At 60.0% G+C, this 20,694-nt stretch carries 21 protein-coding genes; 13 read left to right on the top strand and 8 right to left on the bottom strand.

The window, feature by feature from the left end:
• The coding region (locus AKV04_RS16505; RefSeq protein ID WP_156317607.1) for an efflux RND transporter permease subunit at positions 1 to 2,105 on the top strand (2,105 nt) is incomplete at its 5' end.
• Positions 2,106 to 2,305: 200 nt separating this feature from the next.
• On the opposite strand, the gene AKV04_RS16500 is transcribed toward AKV04_RS16505, so the two are convergent.
• Together AKV04_RS16500 and AKV04_RS16495 are read right to left on the bottom strand one after the other, a co-directional pair.
• Positions 2,306 to 3,073: a COG4705 family protein gene (locus tag AKV04_RS16500; RefSeq protein WP_054007524.1), complete on the bottom strand. Its 768-nt coding sequence runs from the start codon at positions 3,071 to 3,073 to the stop codon at positions 2,306 to 2,308.
• A gap of 38 nt (positions 3,074 to 3,111) precedes the next feature.
• Positions 3,112 to 3,951 carry a hypothetical protein gene (locus AKV04_RS16495; RefSeq protein WP_156317605.1) on the bottom strand — a complete coding sequence of 280 codons (840 nt, stop codon included), beginning with the start codon at positions 3,949 to 3,951 and terminating at the stop codon, positions 3,112 to 3,114.
• A 37-nt stretch (positions 3,952 to 3,988) separates the two neighbouring features.
• On the opposite strand from AKV04_RS16495, the gene AKV04_RS16490 reads away from it, so the two are divergent.
• Genes AKV04_RS16490 through AKV04_RS16480 form a run of 3 tightly spaced genes read left to right on the top strand, consistent with a single transcriptional unit; the run spans position 3,989 to position 7,999 of the window.
• Complete coding sequence (locus tag AKV04_RS16490; RefSeq protein ID WP_054007521.1) at positions 3,989 to 4,666, top strand: winged helix-turn-helix domain-containing protein; 678 nt, start codon at positions 3,989 to 3,991, stop codon at positions 4,664 to 4,666.
• Positions 4,653 to 6,014, top strand: coding sequence for a sensor histidine kinase (locus AKV04_RS16485; RefSeq protein ID WP_054007520.1), 1,362 nt, complete (start codon positions 4,653 to 4,655; stop codon positions 6,012 to 6,014). The genes AKV04_RS16490 and AKV04_RS16485 overlap by 14 nt, the downstream gene beginning before the upstream one ends.
• Entirely contained in the window at positions 6,011 to 7,999 is a 1,989-nt protein-coding gene (locus tag AKV04_RS16480) for a bifunctional DedA family/phosphatase PAP2 family protein (RefSeq protein WP_054007519.1), read from the top strand. The genes AKV04_RS16485 and AKV04_RS16480 overlap by 4 nt, the downstream gene beginning before the upstream one ends.
• 8 nt (positions 8,000 to 8,007) lie before the next feature.
• Here AKV04_RS16480 and AKV04_RS16475 read toward each other — a convergent pair whose 3' ends face one another.
• Both AKV04_RS16475 and AKV04_RS16470 read right to left on the bottom strand, forming a co-directional pair.
• Positions 8,008 to 8,628, bottom strand: a complete 621-nt coding sequence (locus AKV04_RS16475) for an undecaprenyl-diphosphatase (RefSeq protein WP_054007518.1) — start codon at positions 8,626 to 8,628, stop codon at positions 8,008 to 8,010.
• A gap of 9 nt (positions 8,629 to 8,637) precedes the next feature.
• On the bottom strand, positions 8,638 to 9,246 hold the full coding sequence (locus tag AKV04_RS16470; RefSeq protein WP_054007517.1) for a cytochrome b/b6 domain-containing protein: 609 nt from the start codon (positions 9,244 to 9,246) through the stop codon (positions 8,638 to 8,640).
• A gap of 192 nt (positions 9,247 to 9,438) precedes the next feature.
• Between AKV04_RS16470 and AKV04_RS16465 the strand changes: the two genes are divergently transcribed.
• From AKV04_RS16465 to AKV04_RS16430, 7 genes are all read left to right on the top strand, one after another.
• A complete protein-coding gene (locus AKV04_RS16465) occupies positions 9,439 to 10,632 on the top strand; it encodes an MFS transporter (RefSeq protein ID WP_054007523.1) in 1,194 nt (397 codons plus the stop codon).
• Between the two features lie 428 nt (positions 10,633 to 11,060).
• Positions 11,061 to 11,705 (top strand): TorF family putative porin, encoded by a 645-nt coding sequence (locus AKV04_RS16455; RefSeq protein WP_156317603.1) that lies wholly within the window; start codon positions 11,061 to 11,063, stop codon positions 11,703 to 11,705.
• A 203-nt stretch (positions 11,706 to 11,908) separates the two neighbouring features.
• Positions 11,909 to 12,313 (top strand): hypothetical protein, encoded by a 405-nt coding sequence (locus AKV04_RS16450; protein WP_054007514.1) that lies wholly within the window; start codon positions 11,909 to 11,911, stop codon positions 12,311 to 12,313.
• 187 nt (positions 12,314 to 12,500) lie between these two features.
• A complete protein-coding gene (locus tag AKV04_RS16445; protein WP_054007513.1) occupies positions 12,501 to 13,250 on the top strand; it encodes an ABC transporter ATP-binding protein in 750 nt (249 codons plus the stop codon).
• Entirely contained in the window at positions 13,250 to 14,194 is a 945-nt protein-coding gene (locus AKV04_RS16440) for an ABC transporter permease subunit (RefSeq protein WP_054007512.1), read from the top strand. Before AKV04_RS16445 ends, AKV04_RS16440 begins: the two co-directional genes overlap by 1 nt.
• Positions 14,187 to 15,194, top strand: coding sequence for an ABC transporter permease (locus AKV04_RS16435; RefSeq protein ID WP_054007511.1), 1,008 nt, complete (start codon positions 14,187 to 14,189; stop codon positions 15,192 to 15,194). The genes AKV04_RS16440 and AKV04_RS16435 overlap by 8 nt, the downstream gene beginning before the upstream one ends.
• Positions 15,195 to 15,212: 18 nt before the next feature.
• Positions 15,213 to 15,845: a hypothetical protein gene (locus AKV04_RS16430; RefSeq protein WP_054007510.1), complete on the top strand. Its 633-nt coding sequence runs from the start codon at positions 15,213 to 15,215 to the stop codon at positions 15,843 to 15,845.
• 231 nt (positions 15,846 to 16,076) lie between these two features.
• Here the strand turns inward: AKV04_RS16430 and AKV04_RS16425 are convergent, their stop codons facing one another.
• The 4 genes from AKV04_RS16425 to AKV04_RS16410 form a co-directional block, all read right to left on the bottom strand.
• Positions 16,077 to 17,273 (bottom strand): Fic family protein, encoded by a 1,197-nt coding sequence (locus tag AKV04_RS16425; RefSeq protein ID WP_054007509.1) that lies wholly within the window; start codon positions 17,271 to 17,273, stop codon positions 16,077 to 16,079.
• 122 nt (positions 17,274 to 17,395) lie between these two features.
• Entirely contained in the window at positions 17,396 to 18,232 is an 837-nt protein-coding gene (locus tag AKV04_RS16420) for a hypothetical protein (RefSeq protein ID WP_054007508.1), read from the bottom strand.
• A gap of 211 nt (positions 18,233 to 18,443) precedes the next feature.
• On the bottom strand, positions 18,444 to 19,085 hold the full coding sequence (locus AKV04_RS16415; protein ID WP_054007507.1) for a hypothetical protein: 642 nt from the start codon (positions 19,083 to 19,085) through the stop codon (positions 18,444 to 18,446).
• Positions 19,082 to 19,351, bottom strand: a complete 270-nt coding sequence (locus tag AKV04_RS16410) for a hypothetical protein (protein WP_156317601.1) — start codon at positions 19,349 to 19,351, stop codon at positions 19,082 to 19,084. The genes AKV04_RS16415 and AKV04_RS16410 overlap by 4 nt, the downstream gene beginning before the upstream one ends.
• A gap of 332 nt (positions 19,352 to 19,683) precedes the next feature.
• Here AKV04_RS16410 and AKV04_RS16405 point away from each other — a divergent pair, with 332 nt between their 5' ends.
• Entirely contained in the window at positions 19,684 to 20,022 is a 339-nt protein-coding gene (locus tag AKV04_RS16405) for a hypothetical protein (protein ID WP_054007505.1), read from the top strand.
• Positions 20,006 to 20,635, top strand: a complete 630-nt coding sequence (locus tag AKV04_RS16400; RefSeq protein WP_054007504.1) for a lytic transglycosylase domain-containing protein — start codon at positions 20,006 to 20,008, stop codon at positions 20,633 to 20,635. The genes AKV04_RS16405 and AKV04_RS16400 overlap by 17 nt, the downstream gene beginning before the upstream one ends.
• Positions 20,636 to 20,694 lie beyond the last annotated feature (59 nt).

Below are 20,694 nucleotides of genomic sequence, written 5' to 3'. Positions count from 1 at the left end.
TCATCTTCCTGCTGCACGTCCGCTCGGCTTTGGTAGCGATCATCATGTTGCCGGTCGGCATCCTGATGGCGTTTTCGGCGATGAAGTTTCTGGGGCTTGGATCCAATATCATGAGCCTTGGCGGCATTGCGATTGCCATCGGGGCGATGATCGACGCGGCGATTGTGATGATCGAGAACGCGCACAAGCATCTGGAACGCGCCGAACCCGGCAAGCCAAGGGTCGAAATTCTGATCGAAGCGGCGGCAGAGGTTGGCCCGGCGCTGTTCTTCAGTCTGCTGATCATCACCGTGTCGTTCCTGCCGATCTTCACGTTGGAAAACCAGGAGGGCAAGCTGTTCGGCCCGCTAGCCTTTACCAAGACCTTTTCCATGGCGGCGGCGGCGATCCTTTCCGTGACACTGGTGCCTGCCTTGATGGTGATCTTTGTGCGCGGCCACATCGTACCGGAGCACAAGAATCCGGTGAACCGCCTGCTGATTGCGCTTTACCGCCCCATTATCCGCGGGGTCCTGAAGGCGCGCGGTCTAACCATCCTGCTGGCGATGGCGGCGCTGGTGATCACGATCTGGCCCGCGCGCCAGTTGGGCAGCGAATTCATGCCCGCGCTGGACGAGGGCACCTTGATGTATATGCCAACGACGTTGCCGGGAATTTCCGTAACCAAAGCGGCAGAGCTGTTGCAGATGCAGGACCGTATCATCAAAAGCTTCCCTGAAGTGCAATCAGTGTTCGGCAAATCCGGTCGCGCCCAAACCGCCACTGATCCCGCCCCGACCGAGATGTTTGAAACCATCATCAACCTGAAACCGAAATCGGAATGGCGACCCGGTATCACCTCGGAAAGCCTGAAGGACGAAATGGATGCCGCCCTGCAGTTTCCTGGCGTCTCGAACGCCTGGACCATGCCGATCCGGGCGCGCACCGACATGTTGTCGACGGGCATCCGCACGCCGGTTGGGATCAAGATCTACGGCACCGATCTAGCCAAGATGGAAGGGGTGGCGCGGGAAATCGAGGCCGTGGTGCGTAAGGTTCCCGGCACATCCAGCGCCTATGCCGAACGGGTGATCGGCGGCTACTTCCTTGATATCACGCCCGACCGTGCCGCCTTGGGCCGATACGGCTTGTCGGTCGCTGCGGTGCAAGAGGTGATCGCGATGGCCTTGGGGTCCGAGGTGATCACCCAGACAGTCGAGGGCCGCGAGCGTTATGGTGTCGCCGTGCGCTATCCACGCGATCAGCGATCCGACCCGCAGTCGATTGCCAATGATGTGCAGGTGGCCCTGCCGGGTGGCGGTTCGGTGCCACTGGGTGCTGTGGCGAAAGTTGAATTGACGCGGGGGGCGACCACGATCCGCACTGAAAACGGCCAGTTGGCGGTGTATATCTTTGTCGATATCGCGGGGCGCGATTTGGGTGGCTATGTGGCCGATGCCAAGGCAGCGGTTGAGGCGCAAGTCGCATTGCCGACCGGCTATTCCGTCGCGTGGAGCGGTCAGTTCGAATATCTCGAACGCGCCACCGAGCGGTTGAAAATCGTGGTGCCGGTGACGCTGGCGCTGATCTTTCTGCTGCTGTTCCTGAACTTCCGCGCGCTGACGGAAACCCTGATCGTGATGTTATCACTGCCCTTCGCCTTGGTGGGCGGCATCTGGTTGATGTGGTTTCTGGGCTTTAACACCTCGGTCGCCGTGGCGGTGGGGTTTATCGCCCTCGCAGGGGTGGCCGCAGAAACCGGGGTGATTATGCTGATCTATCTTGACCACGCGCTGCTGGAGGCTCGGGCGAAAGCCGCCGCAGAAACCCGCGCCTTCACTCGCGCCGATCTGAACGCCGCCATCATGGTGGGCGCGGTGGAGCGAGTGCGGCCGAAGATGATGACCGTTGTCGCAATCATGGCCGGATTGATGCCGATCCTTTGGGCGCATGGCACCGGGTCCGAGGTGATGCAGCGCATCGCGGTGCCGATGATCGGGGGGATGGTCAGCTCGACCGTGTTGACGCTGGTCGTCATTCCGGCGGTTTATTCGCTGGTCAAAGGGTGGGGGTTGTCGAGAACAGTCGCGATGCCATCGATTGCGAGAATGGTGGAGAAAGTGTGAGCGGCTCGGCACCCGGCGTATTTGAAAAATAGGGCGTTTGGAGACAACCTTCAGGCAGCTGCCAGCGCAAGTTATGTTTCGTTTTTGGAGCGTTGGCCAATCGAGTCGGTCAACCCAATCGGATGTGAGAAAGACCAACGAGGCCGAGCAGAATGCCTTTAGCTGTCGTACCAAGGACAGCTAAAGGTAGCTTTGTCAGGTCAATTTATTGCAAGCCGGTCCTCGCCCCGCCGGTTGACGCTGATCCAGACCACGATGGCGATGATCGTGCCGAGGAACAAGGCGCTGGTGATGATGGTGCCAAGGCCGAGGCCGCCGTACTGGGTTGGCTGGGACAGAAAATCACCGAATGAAGCGCCGAGCGGCCGGGTAAAGATATAGGCCAGCCAGAACCCCAGGATTGGATCGAGGCCAAGGAAGAAATATCCGAAGGTCAGCGAGGCGATGATCATCCCGAACAGGATACCGTTGGCAAGGTAACCCAGACCGAAGGCTTCGGCGACCAGATCTCCCGAGGCCGTGCCAAGGGCGAAGGTGAAGAGGATCGCCAGCCAGTAGTAGGCCTCACGCTTGGTCGTAAAGATCGCGTGGATCGACAGGGTTTTCTCGGAGGCGAACCAGACCGCGAAGGTGACTGCAAGCGCGACGGTGAATACGACCGTCGTGGTGATCAGCGAAACGCCGAAGTTGTCGACCAGATTATCGGTCACCAAGGTGCCGACGATGCTGATCAGCACCACCGACAGCCAATAGGACCACGGCACGTAGCGTTTCTGCGCGAATTGCAGCACAAGTGCGCCTATCAGGATGGCCGTCATCAGCAGGGATGTTGCGGTTAGGCCCAGCCCCAGATTGACCGCCAGATAGTCGGCCGCCGTCTCACCCATGGTGACTGCCATGAGTTTGATCAGCCAGAATTCGGTGGTGACCGCTGGCACGCGGTTGATGGCGGTTGCCGGGGTGTGCATCGGAGCGGTTCCTTGTAGAGGTGCGGAGGAAATGTTGGTCATGGCGTCACCGACTTTGCGGCTTGCAGCGCCGCCTGAAGTGCAGCGAGCGTTTCGGTCACTTGGGCTGCGTCCGGTGTCGTCGCACGAACCGCGTCAAGTGCGGCATCGGCAGCATCATCGACTGTACCCCAGGCCGCCCCGTCCAAAGCGCGAAGGGCGCTGGCCTGGTCGTCCCAGGCTGTCTCAAAATCTGTGATGCGCGTCTTGGCCGCCGCGAAATCGGCCTTGTCTGCATCGGCCTGAACATCGCTGATGATTGAGGTAAAGGCCGATGTATCGCCAAGACCTGCGGCAACGGCTGTGGGTGCGGCCGCGTTCGCTTGAACGGGCGCGCCAAGGCTTATCTGCAAATCGGCGAGGGCTGTCTGGATTGTGGCTGCATCAGGTGCTGATGCGCGAACCGCCTTCAACGCCGTATCGGCGGCGCCATCGATGGTGTCCCAAGTCGCTGGGTCAAGCGACCGCAGACCTTTTGCATTTTCATCCCAGGCGATTTCAAAATCCTTGATGCGAGTTTTTGCGCCCTCGATGTCGCCTTTGGCTGCGAAGGCTTGCACATCGGTAATGATGCCGGTGAATGCAGAGGTGTCGCCGATGCCTGCGCTGACTTGCCCCGCTGCCGGTACCAAAAAGATCTGATAGCTGGAGAATGCGGCCACAGGCAGTGCGATCAGCGCCGTGGCGAGCAAGAGTTGTTTCATGATGTGCTCCGGTTGGGGCCGGAGTTTGCCCGGCTTGCGCAGTCCTCTGCGCCCAAACCTGCAGCCAGCTTTCGCCCGACTTACAGATTTGTATGGTGGCCGCGACCTTTGTGTTAAGCCGCCGAGATAGTCCAACCAGCGTCAAGAATGTTCTGAATGTGAAAGACCCCAAATGCGCATCCTGCTGATCGAGGACGACCCTTCTGCCGCCGACTATGTCGCTCGCGGCCTGTCCGAGAACGGGCATGTCTGTGATGTCATGGCGGATGGCACCGATGGGCTCTTCGCGGCTACGCGCGAAAGCTATGACGTTTTGGTCGTAGACCGGATGATCCCCGGTCTGGACGGATTGTCGCTGGTGCGGGCCTTGCGGGCGGCCGGGCGCAAGACGCCGGTGCTGTTCCTGACTGCGCTTGGCGGCATTGACGACCGGGTCGAAGGGCTGGAGGCCGGGGGTGACGATTATCTGACCAAGCCGTTTGCCTTTGCCGAGCTGTTGGCGCGCGTCAACGCCTTGGCTCGCCGCCCACCCGTGCAAGAGGTGAAAACGCTGCTGAAGGTCGCGGATCTCGAACTGGACCTGATGCGCAGGCAGGCGTCACGCGCAGGCCAGCCGATCGACCTGTTGCCCAAGGAGTTCACGCTGCTGGAGGTGTTGATGCGCAATGAAGGCCGTGTGGTGACACGTACCATGCTGTTGGAGCGGGTCTGGGATTTCCACTTCGACCCGAAAACCTCGGTGGTGGAAACCCATATCAGCCGCTTGCGGGCCAAGATCGACAAGCCCTTTGATGTAAGCCTGCTGCACACTTTGAAAAACATGGGCTATTCGCTTCATGCGCCCCGCTGATCTGTGGCGGCACAGCTCGTTCCGGTTGGCTCTTGGCGTCACGCTTGCGGTGCTTGGCGCCCTAATCCTGGCGGGCGCTGTCGGCTACACCGTGCTGCATCGGCAATTGGCCGACCGGCAGGATGCCCGCCTGCGGGAAATATTCACGACATTCCAACAATCGGATGCGGCGGACCAGCAAGACCTGATCGAAGCGATCGCCGCACGCATCAAGGCCAGCCCGAACCAGTCGTCGGTTTATCTGTTGCGCGATGCTGCGGGCAAGGTTCTGGTCGCGAACATCAACGATGTCTCGGTCCCTGCAGGCTGGTCTACCGTGGAAGCGGCCACCTTGGGTGTGCCGACGGATTATCCTTACCGCATCTTCGCAGGCGAACTGCACGGCGATTATCTGGTCATCGGCCTCAGCAACGCAGATCTCGATGATCTGGCCGAGATCATTCTGACCGGCTTTGGCTGGGCGGCAGTAGCCGTCCTTGTCGCGGCGATTGCCGCCGGAGGCTGGATTGCCTCGCGGCTACAACGCCGCCTGAACGCCGTGACTGAAACGCTGGCCCGCGTCGCGAGCGGTGATTTGTCCACACGCCTTGCTGTTTCAAAACGGGGAGACGATCTCGACGTGATCTCGGGCGAGATCAACCAGACACTCAGCCGCCTAGGCGCCTTGGTCGAGGCGATGCGCCAGGTCAGCGCCGATATCGCGCATGAGTTGCGCACGCCATTGAACCGGCTGCGCATCCACATCGAGGGGGCCGCGCTCAATGCCGCAAGCGGTGCGTCCGTCGATGACGACCTGGCCGCCGCTATTCAGCAAAGCGAGGCTATCGACCAGACATTCTCGGCCCTGCTTCGGATTGCCCAGATCGAGGCTGGTGCGCGGCGCGAGAAGTTTGCACCCGTCGATGTTGCGGCCCTTATGGCTAGCGTTGGGGAGGTCTATGCCGACGTGGCCGAAGATGCCGGTCATACCCTGCGCGCTGATATCACCGATGCGGCATGGGTTATGGGCGACCGGGAACTGTTGACCCAAGCCGTTGCCAACCTGATCGAAAATGCCATCCGCCATTGCCCACCGGGCACACAGATCACCTGCGCCGTACGCGCCAGCCGCACGGAGGTGACTGCATCAGTTACAGACACTGGTCCCGGCATACCGGAAGCCGAGCGCGACCTTGTCCTGCGCCGCCTCTATCGCCTGGAGAAAAGTCGAACGACCATGGGCACTGGACTTGGCCTTTCGCTGGTCAAGGCGGTGGCAGACCTGCACGGCGCGGAAATCTGCCTTGTCGATGCAGCGCCAGGACTGCGGGTTGAATTGAAGTTTCCTCGGATAATCGGTGTGTCGTGACTCAACTGCTTTCTCAATTTGTCGATTTCCTCGGCCAGCATCAGTATCTTGCGATCCTGTTTGCCTTTCTCGTGGCCTTTGGCGAGGCTTTGCTGATCCTTGGTCTGTTTGTGCCATCGACAGTTGTCCTAGTGGGCCTCGGCACGTTGATCGGCTTGGGCAAGATGGCTTTTCTGCCGGTTTTTGCCGCGACAGTTGCCGGTGCGATTGCCGGCGATGCCCTGTCCTTCTGGGCTGGGGTTCACTGGAAACAGCAGATCCGCACTTTCTGGCCGTTTTCGCGCTACGGCAGTCTAATGGACAAGGGCGAAGCGTTCATTGCCCGCCACGGTGGCAAGAGCATCTTCATCGTCCGTTTCATCCCCGGCGTGAAGGCCGTGGTGCCGACGATTGCGGGGATGATGGGCATGACCACGATCCGCTTTGCACTGGTCAATGTGGGGTCAGCGATTGTCTGGGCCGCAGCGCATCTGCTGCCTGCAGTTGCCCTTGGTCGTGGCCTTCAGGTCGCACATGCGGCGAACCCACGCATCGCCATTCTGGTCGGGTTGGCAGTTGTTGCTGCGGTCCTGTCATGGGTTCTGTTGCGCATGTTACGCGGCATTATCATTCCGGCGGCCGACCGGGGGCGTCTCGCGCTCGCGCTTTGGCTGGAACGCCGGGAAGGGAGCAGCAGATCGCTGGCCGGGGTGTTGCGCAACGACGACCGCAAGCTGGAGGCGGCGGCCTTGATCGGGCTGGCCGTCGTTGGACTGGCAAGCTTTGCGCTTGTGCTGTCGGCTGTCGTCTTCGATCCGCAGGTCGCTTTGGCAGATGCGGCCATAGGGCAGTTTGTGCAGGGCCTGCGGACGGATTGGGCCACATCAGCCATGGTCGGCATCACCATGTTGGGCGACATGGCAGTGCTGCTGCCGGTGGCGGTTCTAGTGATCGCAGTCCTTGTGGTGTCCAAGCAATGGGTTATGGCGGGCACCGTAACGGCGGCCAGCCTCGCCGGGGTGATCTTCGTGCCCGTTTTCAAGGTGCTGCTGCACCGCGCGCGTCCGATCCCGATGTATCAGGGTGCGGATGGTTTCAGCTTTCCAAGCGGGCATTCCACATTTGCCACCATCATCTTCGGAATGCTGGCACTTCTGGTTGCACGGACCGTGCCCCCACGGTTTCGGGGTTTGGTCTACGGCGGCTTTGCTTGCCTGATTGTGCTGATCGGCGTGTCGCGGGTTTATCTTCAGGCCCATTGGCCCAGCGATGTACTGGCAGGCATGCTGTTCGGCGGCGCCTTGGTTTGCGTCGTGGCCCTTTTGATGCATGCCCGGGTCGTGACGGTGTCGCGTCAACTGCTTGCGGCTGTGGTGTCCATCGCGGTGATTGCCATCGTGCCATTGCACATCTGGACGGGTTGGGCTGCGGCCTCGGCCCGCTATGATGCGGCTCCGCCCGTGGCAACGCTTGTGGCAGCCGAGTGGCTGGCGGGCGGGTGGCAAAACGAGCCGACCCAGCGGGTTCTGCTGGACGGCGATCCGGGCGAACCGATGCTGTTGCAAACGTCGATGCCGCTGGCAGATCTGGTCGGCGCTCTGAAAACCGTCGGGTGGAACCCCTCGGACGCAACCTTGTCTGGCGAAATCATCTCAGCGGTTCTGCCGTCACGCCAGACACTTGCCTTGCGCGCGCCTTGGCCGATGACGCATCTTGGCCGCTCGGCATTGGCAACCCTTACGATGACCGGCGCTTCGGATCAGAGGTATGTCCTGCGGATTTGGGCTACGCAGACGGTCATTCAGGATGGGCCATCCAGTTCGCCCCTGCTCATGGTGTCGCTAACGGCTGACCGACTGGACTCCGTGGCATTTGGATATGCGCAACTGGAAGAAGCCACAGTGTCGGCTGAACAGATCGCCACCGAGAAGGCTGCCATCGTGGCGGCACTACGCCAGACAGGTGCGAGCGGCGTTGTGGAGTTGCCGCCCGCACTAGCGCCCTGACAACGGCTCTACCGGTTTCGGGGAAAGACCGTCCGTGACAGCGCAAATCGGGAAAGCATAGTTTCATAGACTGAAATCAGTTTGGGATAGACGCTGCGCCGAAGAAAAAGACCGACCATCCACACCAAAAATGCCGCGACAACCGCAACTCCAAAAGCTCCGATCATGTCCAAAGGGAAGTGCACCCCGAGGTAGATCCGCGACCAGGCCACGCCAAAGCCCAAGGCCAGAACCACTGCGCCCCAGCGGCGGGTCTGGGTGCCCAGCAGAAGTGGGATCGCGAGGCCGAACATCAGTGTGGCGTGATCGCTGGGAAAAGACGCCTCGGCAGCATGGTCGAGCAGTTGCCGCCCCAGTCCGATCTCAAAGGGCCTTGGGTGATACCAGATGGCGGTGATGACTTGCGCAAGTCCCAAGCCGATCAGCGCCGTGAGTGTCGCGTCAAGCAACACAAACCTAACTCCTCTGCCACGGCGAACCCATGCGACAACAAACAGGGCGGGGGCGAGATAGATCGACCAGTTGGCCAACACTTTGGCAAGTGAAATGATCAATGCAGGGGCGTGGGCCCCGGCATTGACGGCAAGGAATGCAGATTGGTTCCACTGCTCGATGACAGATAAGGTCAAGGTTTTGGCCTACTTTCCAAGGGACCACATGGTCGCGAGGCTCATCGACCGCAAAAGGTGATGCAGCACGGCCAGGCCCGCGTGGACGATCAGATAGGCCCAGACCAGATTGCCGAGCGCGAGGTGAACCGTCATGGCGATCATGCCATCGGGTTCGGCAGAGTGCAGGCCAAGCCCGACCTGCACGAAGTAGACCGCCCCAGAAGCGGCCATCGCAGAGACCAGCAGCAGTCCGAGGCCGTGAATCGCCGATGGCAGCGCGGCTTGCGGGTCATGCGCAGGGATCCGCAGGTTGAGGGCCGCACGGCCATGGACCTTGATGTCCTGCCACAGCGCCGAAAGTCGCCGCACCGAAACCCAAGGGATCAAAGCGCCAAGATCTGTCCCGCGCAAGCGGAACAGAATTGTCAGCCAAAGCCCAAACGCCATAACTGTGGCCGCAAGGCCAGAGTAACGATGTACCTGAAACAGGATGTCGCCCGCCTGCACATCATCCGGCCCCTGCATGGCAAGGCTGGTCAAAAGCTGGCTGACAATGGCAAGCGCCAGCCCCGCATGAAGCAGCCGGGTGGCCCGATTGTGCCGGGGTTCAGGAAGGACGTAAAAATCGCTGGGCATGTTAGGTGGTTCCAATTGTGCAGGTCAGAAAGTAGGCCGATGTGCGTCGTGTAGGGCCCTGCCACCGCGACTGCCTTTCCGCCAGGTTACAAATTTGTAAGTCGGCGGTGCAGTCGTACGGTTGCGCAGATATCGCGAGGCGACGCATTGTCCGGGCTTACCCCCAAGGCAACCGGGGCCGGAGACGTGTCTGTGTTCAAAACAAACCACAAGTTCCCCGCAGGTATCTGGGTTCTGGGCTTTGTCAGCCTGCTGATGGATGTCTCGTCCGAGATGATCCACAGCCTGTTGCCACTGTTTCTGGTCACGACCATGGGGGCGAGCGCCTTGATGATCGGGTTGATCGAAGGGATGGCCGAGGCGACAGCCTTGATCGTCAAGGTCTTTTCTGGTGTCCTCAGCGACTGGTTCGGGCGGCGCAAGGGGCTGGCGCTGATCGGCTACGGGCTGGGGGCTGCCACCAAGCCCTTGTTCGCTATTGCCCCTGGTTTGGGTGTCGTGTTGACGGCGCGCTTACTGGACCGCGTTGGCAAGGGTATCCGGGGTGCCCCACGCGATGCGCTGGTTGCCGACATCGCACCACCCGAGTTGCGAGGTGCTGCCTTTGGGCTTCGACAATCGCTGGATACTGTGGGCGCATTTGCTGGGCCGTTGCTGGCGGTAGGCCTGATGCTGTTGTGGTCGAACGATTTTCAGGCGGTGTTCTGGGTGGCCGTGATCCCCGGTGCCATGGCTGTGGCCCTTCTGGCTTTCGGCGTGAAAGAGCCGCCGCGACAACCCGGTGCGGTCCGCCAAAACCCGATCCGACGGGACAATCTGGCCCGGCTGCCAGCCGCCTATTGGCAAGTGGTGGGCATCGGGGCTGTCTTTACATTGGCCCGCTTCAGCGAGGCCTTTCTGGTGTTGCGCGCGCAGCAAAGCGGCATCCCCTTGGCCACCGTACCACTGGTCATGGTGGCGATGAACCTTGTCTATGCCCTGTCGGCCTATCCGTTTGGCAAATTGTCTGACCGGGTCAGCCATAGATCGCTGCTGATGGGCGGGTTGGCGGTGCTGATCTTGGCCGATCTCATTCTGGCCAGTTCGGCCCATTGGGCAGTCGTTCTGGCCGGGGTCGCGGTCTGGGGTGTGCATATGGGGATGACACAAGGCCTGCTGGCCGTGATGGTGGCCGATACTGCGCCCGCCGATCTGCGCGGCACGGCCTACGGCTTTTTCAACCTTGTCAGCGGTATTGCCTTATTGGTGGCAAGCCTTGTGGCAGGCCTGCTGTGGGATGGTCTTGGTGCCCCGGCAACCTTTCTGAGCGGGGCTTTGTTCAGCGCCGCGGCCTTGGCGTTGCTGTTCAGGAGCGGCGGAAATCTGACCTGTTCTCGCGGGGCTTGAAGTTGCACGTTCCGTGGCAAGGCGGTTGTGATTGGTACATTTTTTGAACGCGTCTCCATTCGCAGTTTGACGTGCACAATCACCCATTGAATCAAAATTTGTTGCTTGTTCGCTCTTGCGGTCTTTTCATCTTGCATACTCCGGTCCGATCAATTCGATCAGACGGCGCAGAAGCCCCGGCTCTGTTTGGCTGCAAGCTCGGGCAGCTACTAAACAATGTTTGACTTCATCCCGAACTGAGCTGCGGCGTTGAAATATAAGTTCCATAACCGCCTGCGCAAGATCGTTCTAATTAATTTTTTTCTAGTCTTTCAGGCGCGGTCACAACAGTAAACTTACAAATTTTTAAGGCCACCGCAAGCTCACCGTAAGCCGGTGTGTTCATGGTCTGCTGGCCTGAATAGGCGATCTCATCATGGAGCTTTATTGTGAATATTTTCGCGGCGCTTTGGGCGACGGCAGTTCTGTTGGCCCCCGTTGCATCCATGGCAGAGGGTTTGACGTTTGGTGGCAACGTCGGAATCAACAGCAATAGTCTTTCAGATGGGCTCTCCGAAACTGGCAACCGACCAGCCCTCCAATTTGGCGCCGAAGTTGGCAAGGACGGACTCTACGCAGGCTTTTTCGCATCTCAAGTCAGGGATGGCGATGGAAATCGAGCTTCGCTTGATCTCTCAGCGGGATACAGGGGAGAGTTTGCGTCGTCGATCGGGTATGACATCGGCGTTACCCAGAGTTTTCGAAATAAAACTGGTAACGACGGCTCTGAAATCTACGGGTCGCTCTCGTATCCGCTGGCTGATAAATTAACGCTATCAGCAGAGGCATCCTATGATCTGGCTGAAAAGACAGTCGGCGGAAACCTCGGCTTGGACTTCGCGCTTTCTGACGTTTTGTCTCTCTCTGCCGTTGCGGGCAAAACTGATCCGGCGTCTTCCGCATTCTGGGGATTCGGCGCTTCTTATGACTTTAATGAGGCGACCAGTGTTGCTCTCGATTACCAGGATACTACGACAACATCGGGATTGGTTGCACTTACGCTGAAGTATAAGTTCGGCTCTGGTGGGGAATAGATAAGTCCAATTCCGAGTAGTTTGGACTTCCGGCGGCTATTTCTGCGACAGGTTCGTGAGATCTTGACTTTGATTAGCACGTTTTCGCCAACTGAATGCCGAAGATAAAGATGTAATGGTGCTGACAACTCGGTGTAAGAAGGCCTCCCCATCTTTCCCTCATCAGGCCGCACCCCCGCGGTCATGATTGACTGGAGAGACACATGAACACGAAAGTTTCTTTGACGGTTACCGGCGCGCTGCTTGCGCTTTCGCTGATCGCGGGCACTTCGGCCTTCGCGGAAACCGAAGGCAACGGAAACCCGATGGCCGAGGCGCAGGCCTTCCTCGCCTCGCCGACCAGCCTTTCGCAAGCAATTGCCACGGCTGAGGCAGCAGTAGGCGGCAAGGTGTCTGGCATCGAATACCAGAGCGGCGAAAATGGTGCGCCCGATCTGATCATGGCGGATGTCGTGCTGGTTGATGGCAGCGAGAAGACGGTCGCCATCAACCCTGCCGATGGCAAGGTGATGAACGTCACGTTGGCCGAAAACGATCAGCGGGGCGATGAACAGGACGGCGAAAACGGCGCTGACAGCGAGCAGGACGGCGAAAACGCCAACAACTGATCGCTGACCTGAGAACAGAAAAGGCGGTGCCGCAAGGCGCCGCCTTTTTCTTTGCCGGACTGCGGCAGTCGGAAAAGCACCGTCTTACAAAACTGTAAGTCGGGGGAAAGGCATCTGCGGTTTGGGGCGGGCATTGAGGGTTCATCAAGACCCTGCCGCAGCGCCATCCATAAAAGGAATCCCCAGAATGCCTGAACCCATGATACGGACAAACCGGCTGACCCAGTCTTTTGATGGAGTCATCGCCGTTGACGCCTTGTCGATGGAGATCGCCAAGGGCGAGATCTTCGGCTTTCTGGGCCATAACGGTGCTGGCAAGACCACGACGATCCAGATGCTGACCACGCTGGCGCGTCCCGCTTCGGGAACGGCCACCGTGGCGGGCTGTGACATTGGCACCGACCCCTTGGCGGTGCGCCGAGCCATCGGCTATGTCCCCGAAAACGTGCGGCTTTACGATACCCTTACGGCAGCCGAAAACCTTGTATTCTTTGCCCGTCTGTCCGGTGTCGCCGCCCCGGAGCGCCGGGTGAACCAGGTGCTCGACCTGCTGGACTGCACCTACTTGGCCCAAAAGCGCGTCGGTGGGTTTTCCAAGGGGATGCGCCAGCGGGTGGGTTTGGCGCAGGCCATCCTGCATCAGCCCGCTGTCCTGTTTCTGGATGAGCCGACTTCAGGCCTTGATCCGATGGGCATCAAGATGCTGCGCGATCTGATCCTGCGCCTGAACACCGAGTTCGGGATGACGATCTTCATGAACACGCACCTGATTTCCGAGATTGCCAAGACATGCACCAGCATTGCGGTGCTGAGCCACGGCAAGCTGGTCTATCATGATCGGATCGAGGCTGTGACCGCCCGCTATGGCGACGATGCCGCGTTGGAGGAGCTGTACTTGTCGCTGACGCCTGTGGGCCGACTGGCCGAGGTGGCATGATGAGTGATGTAACCTCACCCGGCTGGCTGATCGCCCGCCAATCGGCGCGCTTTGTGCTGCGCGAAAGCACGGTGGCGCTGTTGTCGCTGATGTTCGTCGTGCTTGTGCTGATCTCGGCTTGGCTTGGGTGGTCGGCCACTTCGACCGTCAACCACATCTATCTGGATGCGGCGGCTTTCCTGCAATCGGCGGGCCAACCGGTGCCGACAAACCCGGTGCTGGATATCTCGCCATTGTCGTTGATGCGCAACATGTCGGTCTACGTGGCGTTGATCGGGGCCCTGTCAGCCATCGTGATCGGCAATCGCCTTGTCGGCCTTGATCGCAAGGCCGGGGTATTGCCGCTGATCGGCATTCGGCCGCTAGGGCGCAACGCCTATGCGGGTGGCAAGATCGCGGCACTTGCCGGGCTGATCTTGGGCTTGGCAGCGGTGGCATCGGCGGTAGCGGTTGCGACGTTTCTGGTCCTGCCCGCGGTCACGCTGACCGGCCTGCAATGGGCGCAACTGGCCGGATTCATGGGCGTCACCACGCTCTACATGGGGTTCTTCGGCCTGATCGGTCTGGCCGCCGGAGCCGCCGCGCGGTCGGAAACCGTGGGCCTCTTGCTGCCGGTCACGCTGTGGCTGACGCTGACCTTCATCTTTCCGCAACTGACCGCCAACCTGAACCCCACGGCCGCGATCAACCCGATCTCGGCACTGGCAGTGCCGCCTGACACCACTTTCTTTCACTGGGCGGCACGTCTGCTCGGGCCGTTCTCGTTGGCTGATGCCTACAAGTTCGCGTCGGCGGGGCTGCTCGACTACCTGCCGCCGGGCATCACCTCGCCGTCCTTCATCCCCCCGGTCATCAACCTGATCCTTGCTGCTGGTTTCGCCCTGGCCATTGCTTGGCGCGCGTTGACCCGCCTGTCGATGGCGCAAGGAGACTACAATGTCTGATCTTACTCTGAACCCGGTTCTGTTGAACCCGAGCCCCGTCCGCACCATCGCGGCCAAAGACATCCGTGACGCTTTGCGTGATCGTTTCATATTGATCGTTACGGGCTTTCTGGGGCTTGCGGCTTTGGTCGCCCTCGTCACCGGCGCCATTGCCCTGCGTGGCGATGTGGCCACCTACGAGGCGGCGAAGGCATCCCTGCTGGCGCTTGGTAAATCTGCCGACGCGATCAAGGCCCCTGAATTCTACCCGCTGCGCCTGTTGCGCGGTGCCATCGAACAGATCGAGATCATCGGGGCCGCCATCGCCATCCTGATCGGCTACCGCTCCGCTGCCAGCGAGCGAGGTCGTCAGACCCTTTCGCTGATGCTGACGCGTCCGATGCGCCGGTGGCAATTCGTGGCGGGCAAGGCTCTGGCCGGGATCGGCCTTCTGGCGGGTGGTTTGGCGCTGGTGCTGGGCGGGCTGACGCTGATCTTGCACCTCTTATCCGGCATTGGTCTGGGGGTGGATGACCTGTTGCGCATCACGATCGTCTGGGGCGTGTCCGTGGCCTATACCGCTTGCTTCTTTCTGGTCAGTTTCATCCTGTCACTGCACATGAAGAATCCCAGCCACGCGCTGCTGGTGGCTTTCGCGGTCTGGCTGACGCTGGTTTTGGTGGCTCCCCAGATCGGTGACACGCTTGACCCCGACAATCAGGTGGCGGGCGGTGTGTTCAAGCAGTTGAACATCGCCAAGCCAGATCAAGTTGAGATCATGAAGAGCTTCGCCACTTTCGAAACCGTGCGCGACGGCATCGAACAGGCCTCTGTCACCAAACATTTCGAGCGGTTCACCTTCGCAGTGCTGGGCATCAAAGCCACCTACGCCGGACTGCCGCTCGGCCCCATCCTGATCGAAATGCTGGGCAACCTGATCTGGATTTTTCTGACCTCCCTCGGGCTTGGCGCGCTGGCGCTGGCCCTTCCTCTCAACCCCGACCGGCTTGCAAAAGCCTGACCTCAAAGGAAACTGAAAATGACACTGAAGAAACACATCTCGACGCTTGCGCTCGTCTCCATCCTTGGCCTGACGTTGGCCAGCCCTGGGTTTTCGCAAACCACCACGGATACCGATGGTGACGGCGTCCCGGACACGTCCGAAGTTTTGCTCGGCACCGATCCGATGGTGGCAGACACCGATGGCGACGGGCAGAACGATCTGGCCGATACCGACCCTGCCTTCATGGCAAACCCGATCGACATGACCGGCGCCCCGGCCACGTTTGCGATCAAGGAGGCGCTGGTCGAGAACAACTATGACTTCGCCGCCAAAAAAGACGCGACCGACCATCTTGAACTGCTGGTCACGAATTCGGGCTCGGCACCGCTGACGGGGTTTTCGCTCTATTACAGCATCACGGACGCCGACACCGGCAAGGTCGAAGGCACCTTCCGCAAGCTTGACGGCTTCAGCATCCCCGCCGGTGGCGAGGCGCGCATCCACTTCGACGAGGGCACCGAGGCCGGGCATTTCCGCGCCAACCCGAACTCGATCTACATCAGCAGCCAGGCGGCGAAGACAGTCACCTTCGTACTGAAAGCTGATGGGCTTGCCCCCGTCAGCGTCGATGTCGCTAAGGACAAGGGCGGTGCCGAGGCTGCTGACTGAGCGCCGCGGCGCTCCCATGACACTGAGCCTCCAAACTTGATGCTCTGCGCGGGTGCGTTCCCCGCGCAGAGCGTCATCTTGGCTCGATTGGAACCGCGATGACCGGCGTCGTGCTGGGCAAAAGTTATTTCTGTCTTTGCGCCAGTCCCGCTTACCAAGTGCGGCGCTTGGCTTTCGCGAAGTGAATAACCTCAAATCTCTGCCAAAGTTAACGAGCCTCAACACCCTCATTCATCTGGGCGCGTCGGCAAATAGATTTGGGAACAGCCGCTCCCGGTAATCCAAAGGGAAACCAAGCCGAACAGGTGTCTTGAGGCTATCGGACTTCAGGAAGCCCAGTCTGACAAGATCGCCAAGCGTTTTTCGCGCCGTGACATCCGAAACTTTGAGAACAAGCGCCGCATCACCGCGCGGCAGTTTGCCATGCCTCAGCACGGCACCGATCAGGTCAGGTGCGCGTTTGTCGCCCGTTACATCCAAGACCAAGCGGCGATATCGCAACTCAAGGCCCGCCAGATCAAATAGAGAAGACGTAAAGCGGATCTGATCCAGCATCACCTGCATAAACCACTTGGTGAAGGTCAGGAGTGCGGCCTGCGACAGGTTCCCGCGCCCGTCGCGATCACCCCGGCGCGGGCTATCGGCCATGTCCATCATACGCTTGTATTCGCCACGATCTTCAAGCCCCCGTGCAAGGCCTCGGGATATCGACCACAACCCCTGGCCGCCGATGCCAGCCTTCAGCGCCATCGCATGCGACATCAACCTGCTGACACGGCCGTTCCCATCCGGAAACGGGTGGATGTAGTTCAGCCGGTGATGCGCTGCGGCAATCGCAATGATCTGGCCGCTGGCAGAGTTTTCAGTCGAGCGGAAGCGTTTGGCAAAATGATCCATGAAGGCATCGACGCGGTGCGAAGACGGCGGCAAGTGACGCCCAACAGCAACTTCTTGGTCTCCTTCGGCCCTGAACCTACCGGGAATAATCTCCTCCCGTGTCCCGTCGGGGTGATCCACAAAGCGGAACTCCGGGGGCATTTCGCGGTAAAACGCTTCATGAACCCAAGAAATGAACGCAGACGATGTTGGCGAACCGAGCGCACCGCACAAGAAGCGCTCGTCAATCTGCCTTTGAACGATGACATGCGCGCGCGCCTCAAGCGCAAGGGGCCGGGTTTCCTCGGAAAGCTCCGCCCCGACCAACGCACGTTCGATATCGCGCGGGCGCGTGTTGTGGCCCTCGATGAGGTTGGAGTAGTAACAGTTCATGATCCGGACCAGATCGGCCAACTCTTGCGCGCTTTCAGGATGCAGCCCACGGCCGAGATCGGCGGCCGCGCGCTGGACCTCAACCGCGAGGTCGGCCAGTTCGGCGGGGATGAATTCCTCAAAGAGGCAGGGCTCAATGCGCCCAGGGGTCTCAATCATCTGTCGATCTTTCACTCTACGCTTGGCGCTGTTATATAACAGAAAAGAGACAAAGTAGAGGCTTCATATTTCGATCTTCGGTTTCGATCTTCGGATCGGCACAAGCCTCTGGAGGAAGACGGTCAAACAGAGATTTCACCTGCGGCAACGGATTTGCCGTGGACAGCAAGACAGGCGGCAAAACGGTTCACTTTCAGCAGCGCTTGGAGGGCTCGCACCCTAACCTCGTAGGCATGTGACCCGATCAGTCGCTCAAGGTCACGCTGATGGAACTGCCTGTTTTGAAACGGAGCAGGGCGCGCCAAGACCAAGGCTTGCTCTTCGCCGCTGGACAGGGGCTTTTCAACGCTTCGAGGCTGAGGGGCTTGGGTACAAGGTGCTTTGCGCCATTTCCGCATGAAGCCAAGCAAGAACCCTGCCGGCACCGCCGCGTTGCCCCGCGCCTTGTTGAAAGCAACGAACCGATCCCAGATTGCTTGGGTATCAACATTCCAGCACGGCAGCGCAGCTTTCGCAGCTTTGATCACGTCGGCCCAAGGCGTGCGATAGACATTCGTGCCGTCGCCGATTTCGATCCTACCTGTGAAGATAGTTTTGTTCTTAGATTCTCTATATAGCGATGTGTCGCCTGCAGCCGACGCGACATCTGGCGCGATGAGGTCTTCGTTGGGCCCTCCGAAGCGGAAGTTCCAGGGTGCATACTTGCCGTTCGGCTTCCAGCGGGTAAGAGCGAGGTTTGAGGCGGCGAGCTCCGACAGCAAATCTGACAAGTGCTGCCGCGACACCCCCATTTTTTCGGCGAGATGTGACAGGGTGAAGGCTGCGGTGCCGTGATCAAGACCATTGTAGCCGTCCTTCCACGCGATGCCGTCGAGGATCAACGTGGCCAGTTTGTGGGCCGAGGCTGAGAGAGGGGTCTCGATGATGCGGCGCAGAAGTGCGCCTGTGGTCAGCGTCATAGGGTTGTCGTCCTTTTGGTAAGGACGCCAGACTGCGGCATGCAAAAATCGTTCAGGCAAAGCGCTTTGCCGATTGAACGGGTCCTCCACTCACGCTAAATTCCTTGTGCAACGAAAGAATTCAGTGCGGCGCTGGACCTATGGTCTGGCGTCGTTTCTGTTTCTGGGGGTCGGTTTTCCGTTTAAATTCAGTGCGCGTTGTCGGGGATGGTCAGTAATGCACCTCCTCGTGGCCGTAGGTGCCCTCGTAGTCCCGCCATTCGACAAAGACCGAGCGGTGCCAGTAGCTGCTGCAACTTGCGGGGATGGCGAAGTCTGATGCCTCGGGAATAGCCGAGGTGCTGCTACGCATGCGTGTGTAATCGCCCTGCTCGCCGTAACTGCCCATGTAGACGGTTCCCCAACTGTTGCAGTCGCCGTCAGAACTGCGGCGTTGCTGGTAGGTGATCTCGAACACGCGGATGGAGCGGACGAAATCGAAGGCCGGGTCAGAGATATCGACGTCGGCCTGAGCATCGACCAGCATCGGCTCAACGGCTTGTTCCGGGAATGACATTGCTGGCGCTGCCAGGTCACCCCGAACCGCGATGTCAAAAAGCCGGTCCAAGGACCGATTCGCACCCCGGAAACTCGCCCGCATCGGACAGTTCCAGATCTGCAGCGGCGGCTCGATGGGCCAGGGGGTGATGCGGCGGATGAAGACCGCGCGCGCATGGGCGCACTCGACTGACGCGGGCCAGCCGCCGGCAAGACACAAGAGGATCGCACAGTCGACGGGGTAGGCGGCTGCGGGCGTGACGGCCGCTGTTGAGAGACCAAGGCCAAGGAAGAGGGCAGGGAGGAGAGGTTTCACGGGAGGTCTTTCTGGGCTGGGGGGATATTGAGGAAAGTTGCATAGGCATCCGCGGCGTCGCGCGCCTCGGTCAGCGCGCGGGTTCGCTCTTCGTCAAGGCAGGCGATGTGGGTGCTGATCGCGGTGAAATAGCTCTCGAACTCGGCGCCGATCTCGGCCCGGTACTCGGCCAACACTGCCTTGGGCAGGTCCGTAACCGGCACTTGCGGCGGCAAACAGCGAATCACCTCTGGTTGTGCGGCGGTCGCAGTGATCACCAGAAACATCGCTGCGACTGTCGTTCGCGGCAGCGTCAGACTTGGCATGACGCAGCATTTTCGGTGCGGTGTGCGTCTGCCCTAGGTGGCAAAATCATCAGTTTTTCTTGATGTTTTCTCATCGGCATATCCTCATTCTCTCTTGTGTCCTCGCCGCCCTAAGACTGGCCTGCATGACCGCCCGCCACCAACCGCCAGAGCCATGGGCAAAGCAGCTTTGGCGTTTCTTTCCCCGTGTTTGTCATTTTTGTATTGAATGTGCCATAGTATCTGTTAGGCATCGCCACACTCAGAAATCTGAGATATGACGTTCCCAACAGACGATCCGAGGGGACCCCAAGATGAATACCAAGCGGCGTGCATTGCCGGTGCTGCTGGAGCGCGATTTCCGCGCCATGGCACTGTCAGAAGGAGCGAGTGTTGAGATCGAGTGTGTTTCTGCGCCAAACCCCGACAGCCGGTTCACCGGGGAATGGCTGTTCTACGTCGTCAACAAGGCGGGCGAGCGCTACCTTCTCGTCACGGCCTTGGCGCGCGAGCGGATCGTCAATTCGCCAATCGGGATGTTCGGGATCGCCTTTGGCAAGCTCAACCTCGATCATCTCGATGTGCCTTCTGTCGTTGGCGATGTACGGCGCGGCATGCTCAGCCGCGCAGGCGGACGTGATCCGGTGGAATGACGCGAGGCAGGGGCATAGCGTTCAACCCGCCGCGCTCGAGTCGTCCGTTCAACGCTATGATGCCCAAGGCCAGCTGATCGTTCCTGCCAGGCCTGCCGCGCAGGTTGAAGGTGAAGCCCCGGAAGGTGAGGGGGATGACACGGCCGTCAATGTTTCCTACAGCACACGCAGCGTTGCGGCCCCGGCGGATGTGCTGCCCGCGATCCGGTTGATTGCCACGCGGTACCAGGATCATCCGGCCCTGCAGAGCCTCGATCTCTCGCCTGCAGAATGGGCGGCGTTTTTCCAGGCGATGATCAAGGTCGAGAGCAATTACACCCAAGGGGCGGTTAGCCATGCCGGTGCACAGGGCCTTGCACAACTGATGCCCGGCACTGCCGATTATCTGCGCGTTGATGCAGCTGATCCCATCGAAAACCTCGACGGCGGCGCGCGCTATTTGCTCGAGCAGATGGCCGCCTTCGGCAGTCTCGATCTCGCCGTTGCCGCCTATAATGCCGGACCGGAAGCCGTGCGCAAATATGGCGGCGTGCCGCCCTACGCCGAGACCCAATCCCACATCGTAAAGGTAATGGCGGCCTACGACCGCATCCTCGCTGACCTCAACATCTGAAGGACCTCAAAAACATGAAACCGACCGAACTGGCTCTTCTGGGCCTGACCCTTTGCACC

It is taken from the genome of Cypionkella psychrotolerans, assembly GCF_001294535.1.
Lineage (GTDB): Bacteria > Pseudomonadota > Alphaproteobacteria > Rhodobacterales > Rhodobacteraceae > Cypionkella > Cypionkella psychrotolerans.
This window is presented reverse-complemented; position numbering and strand designations above follow the sequence as displayed.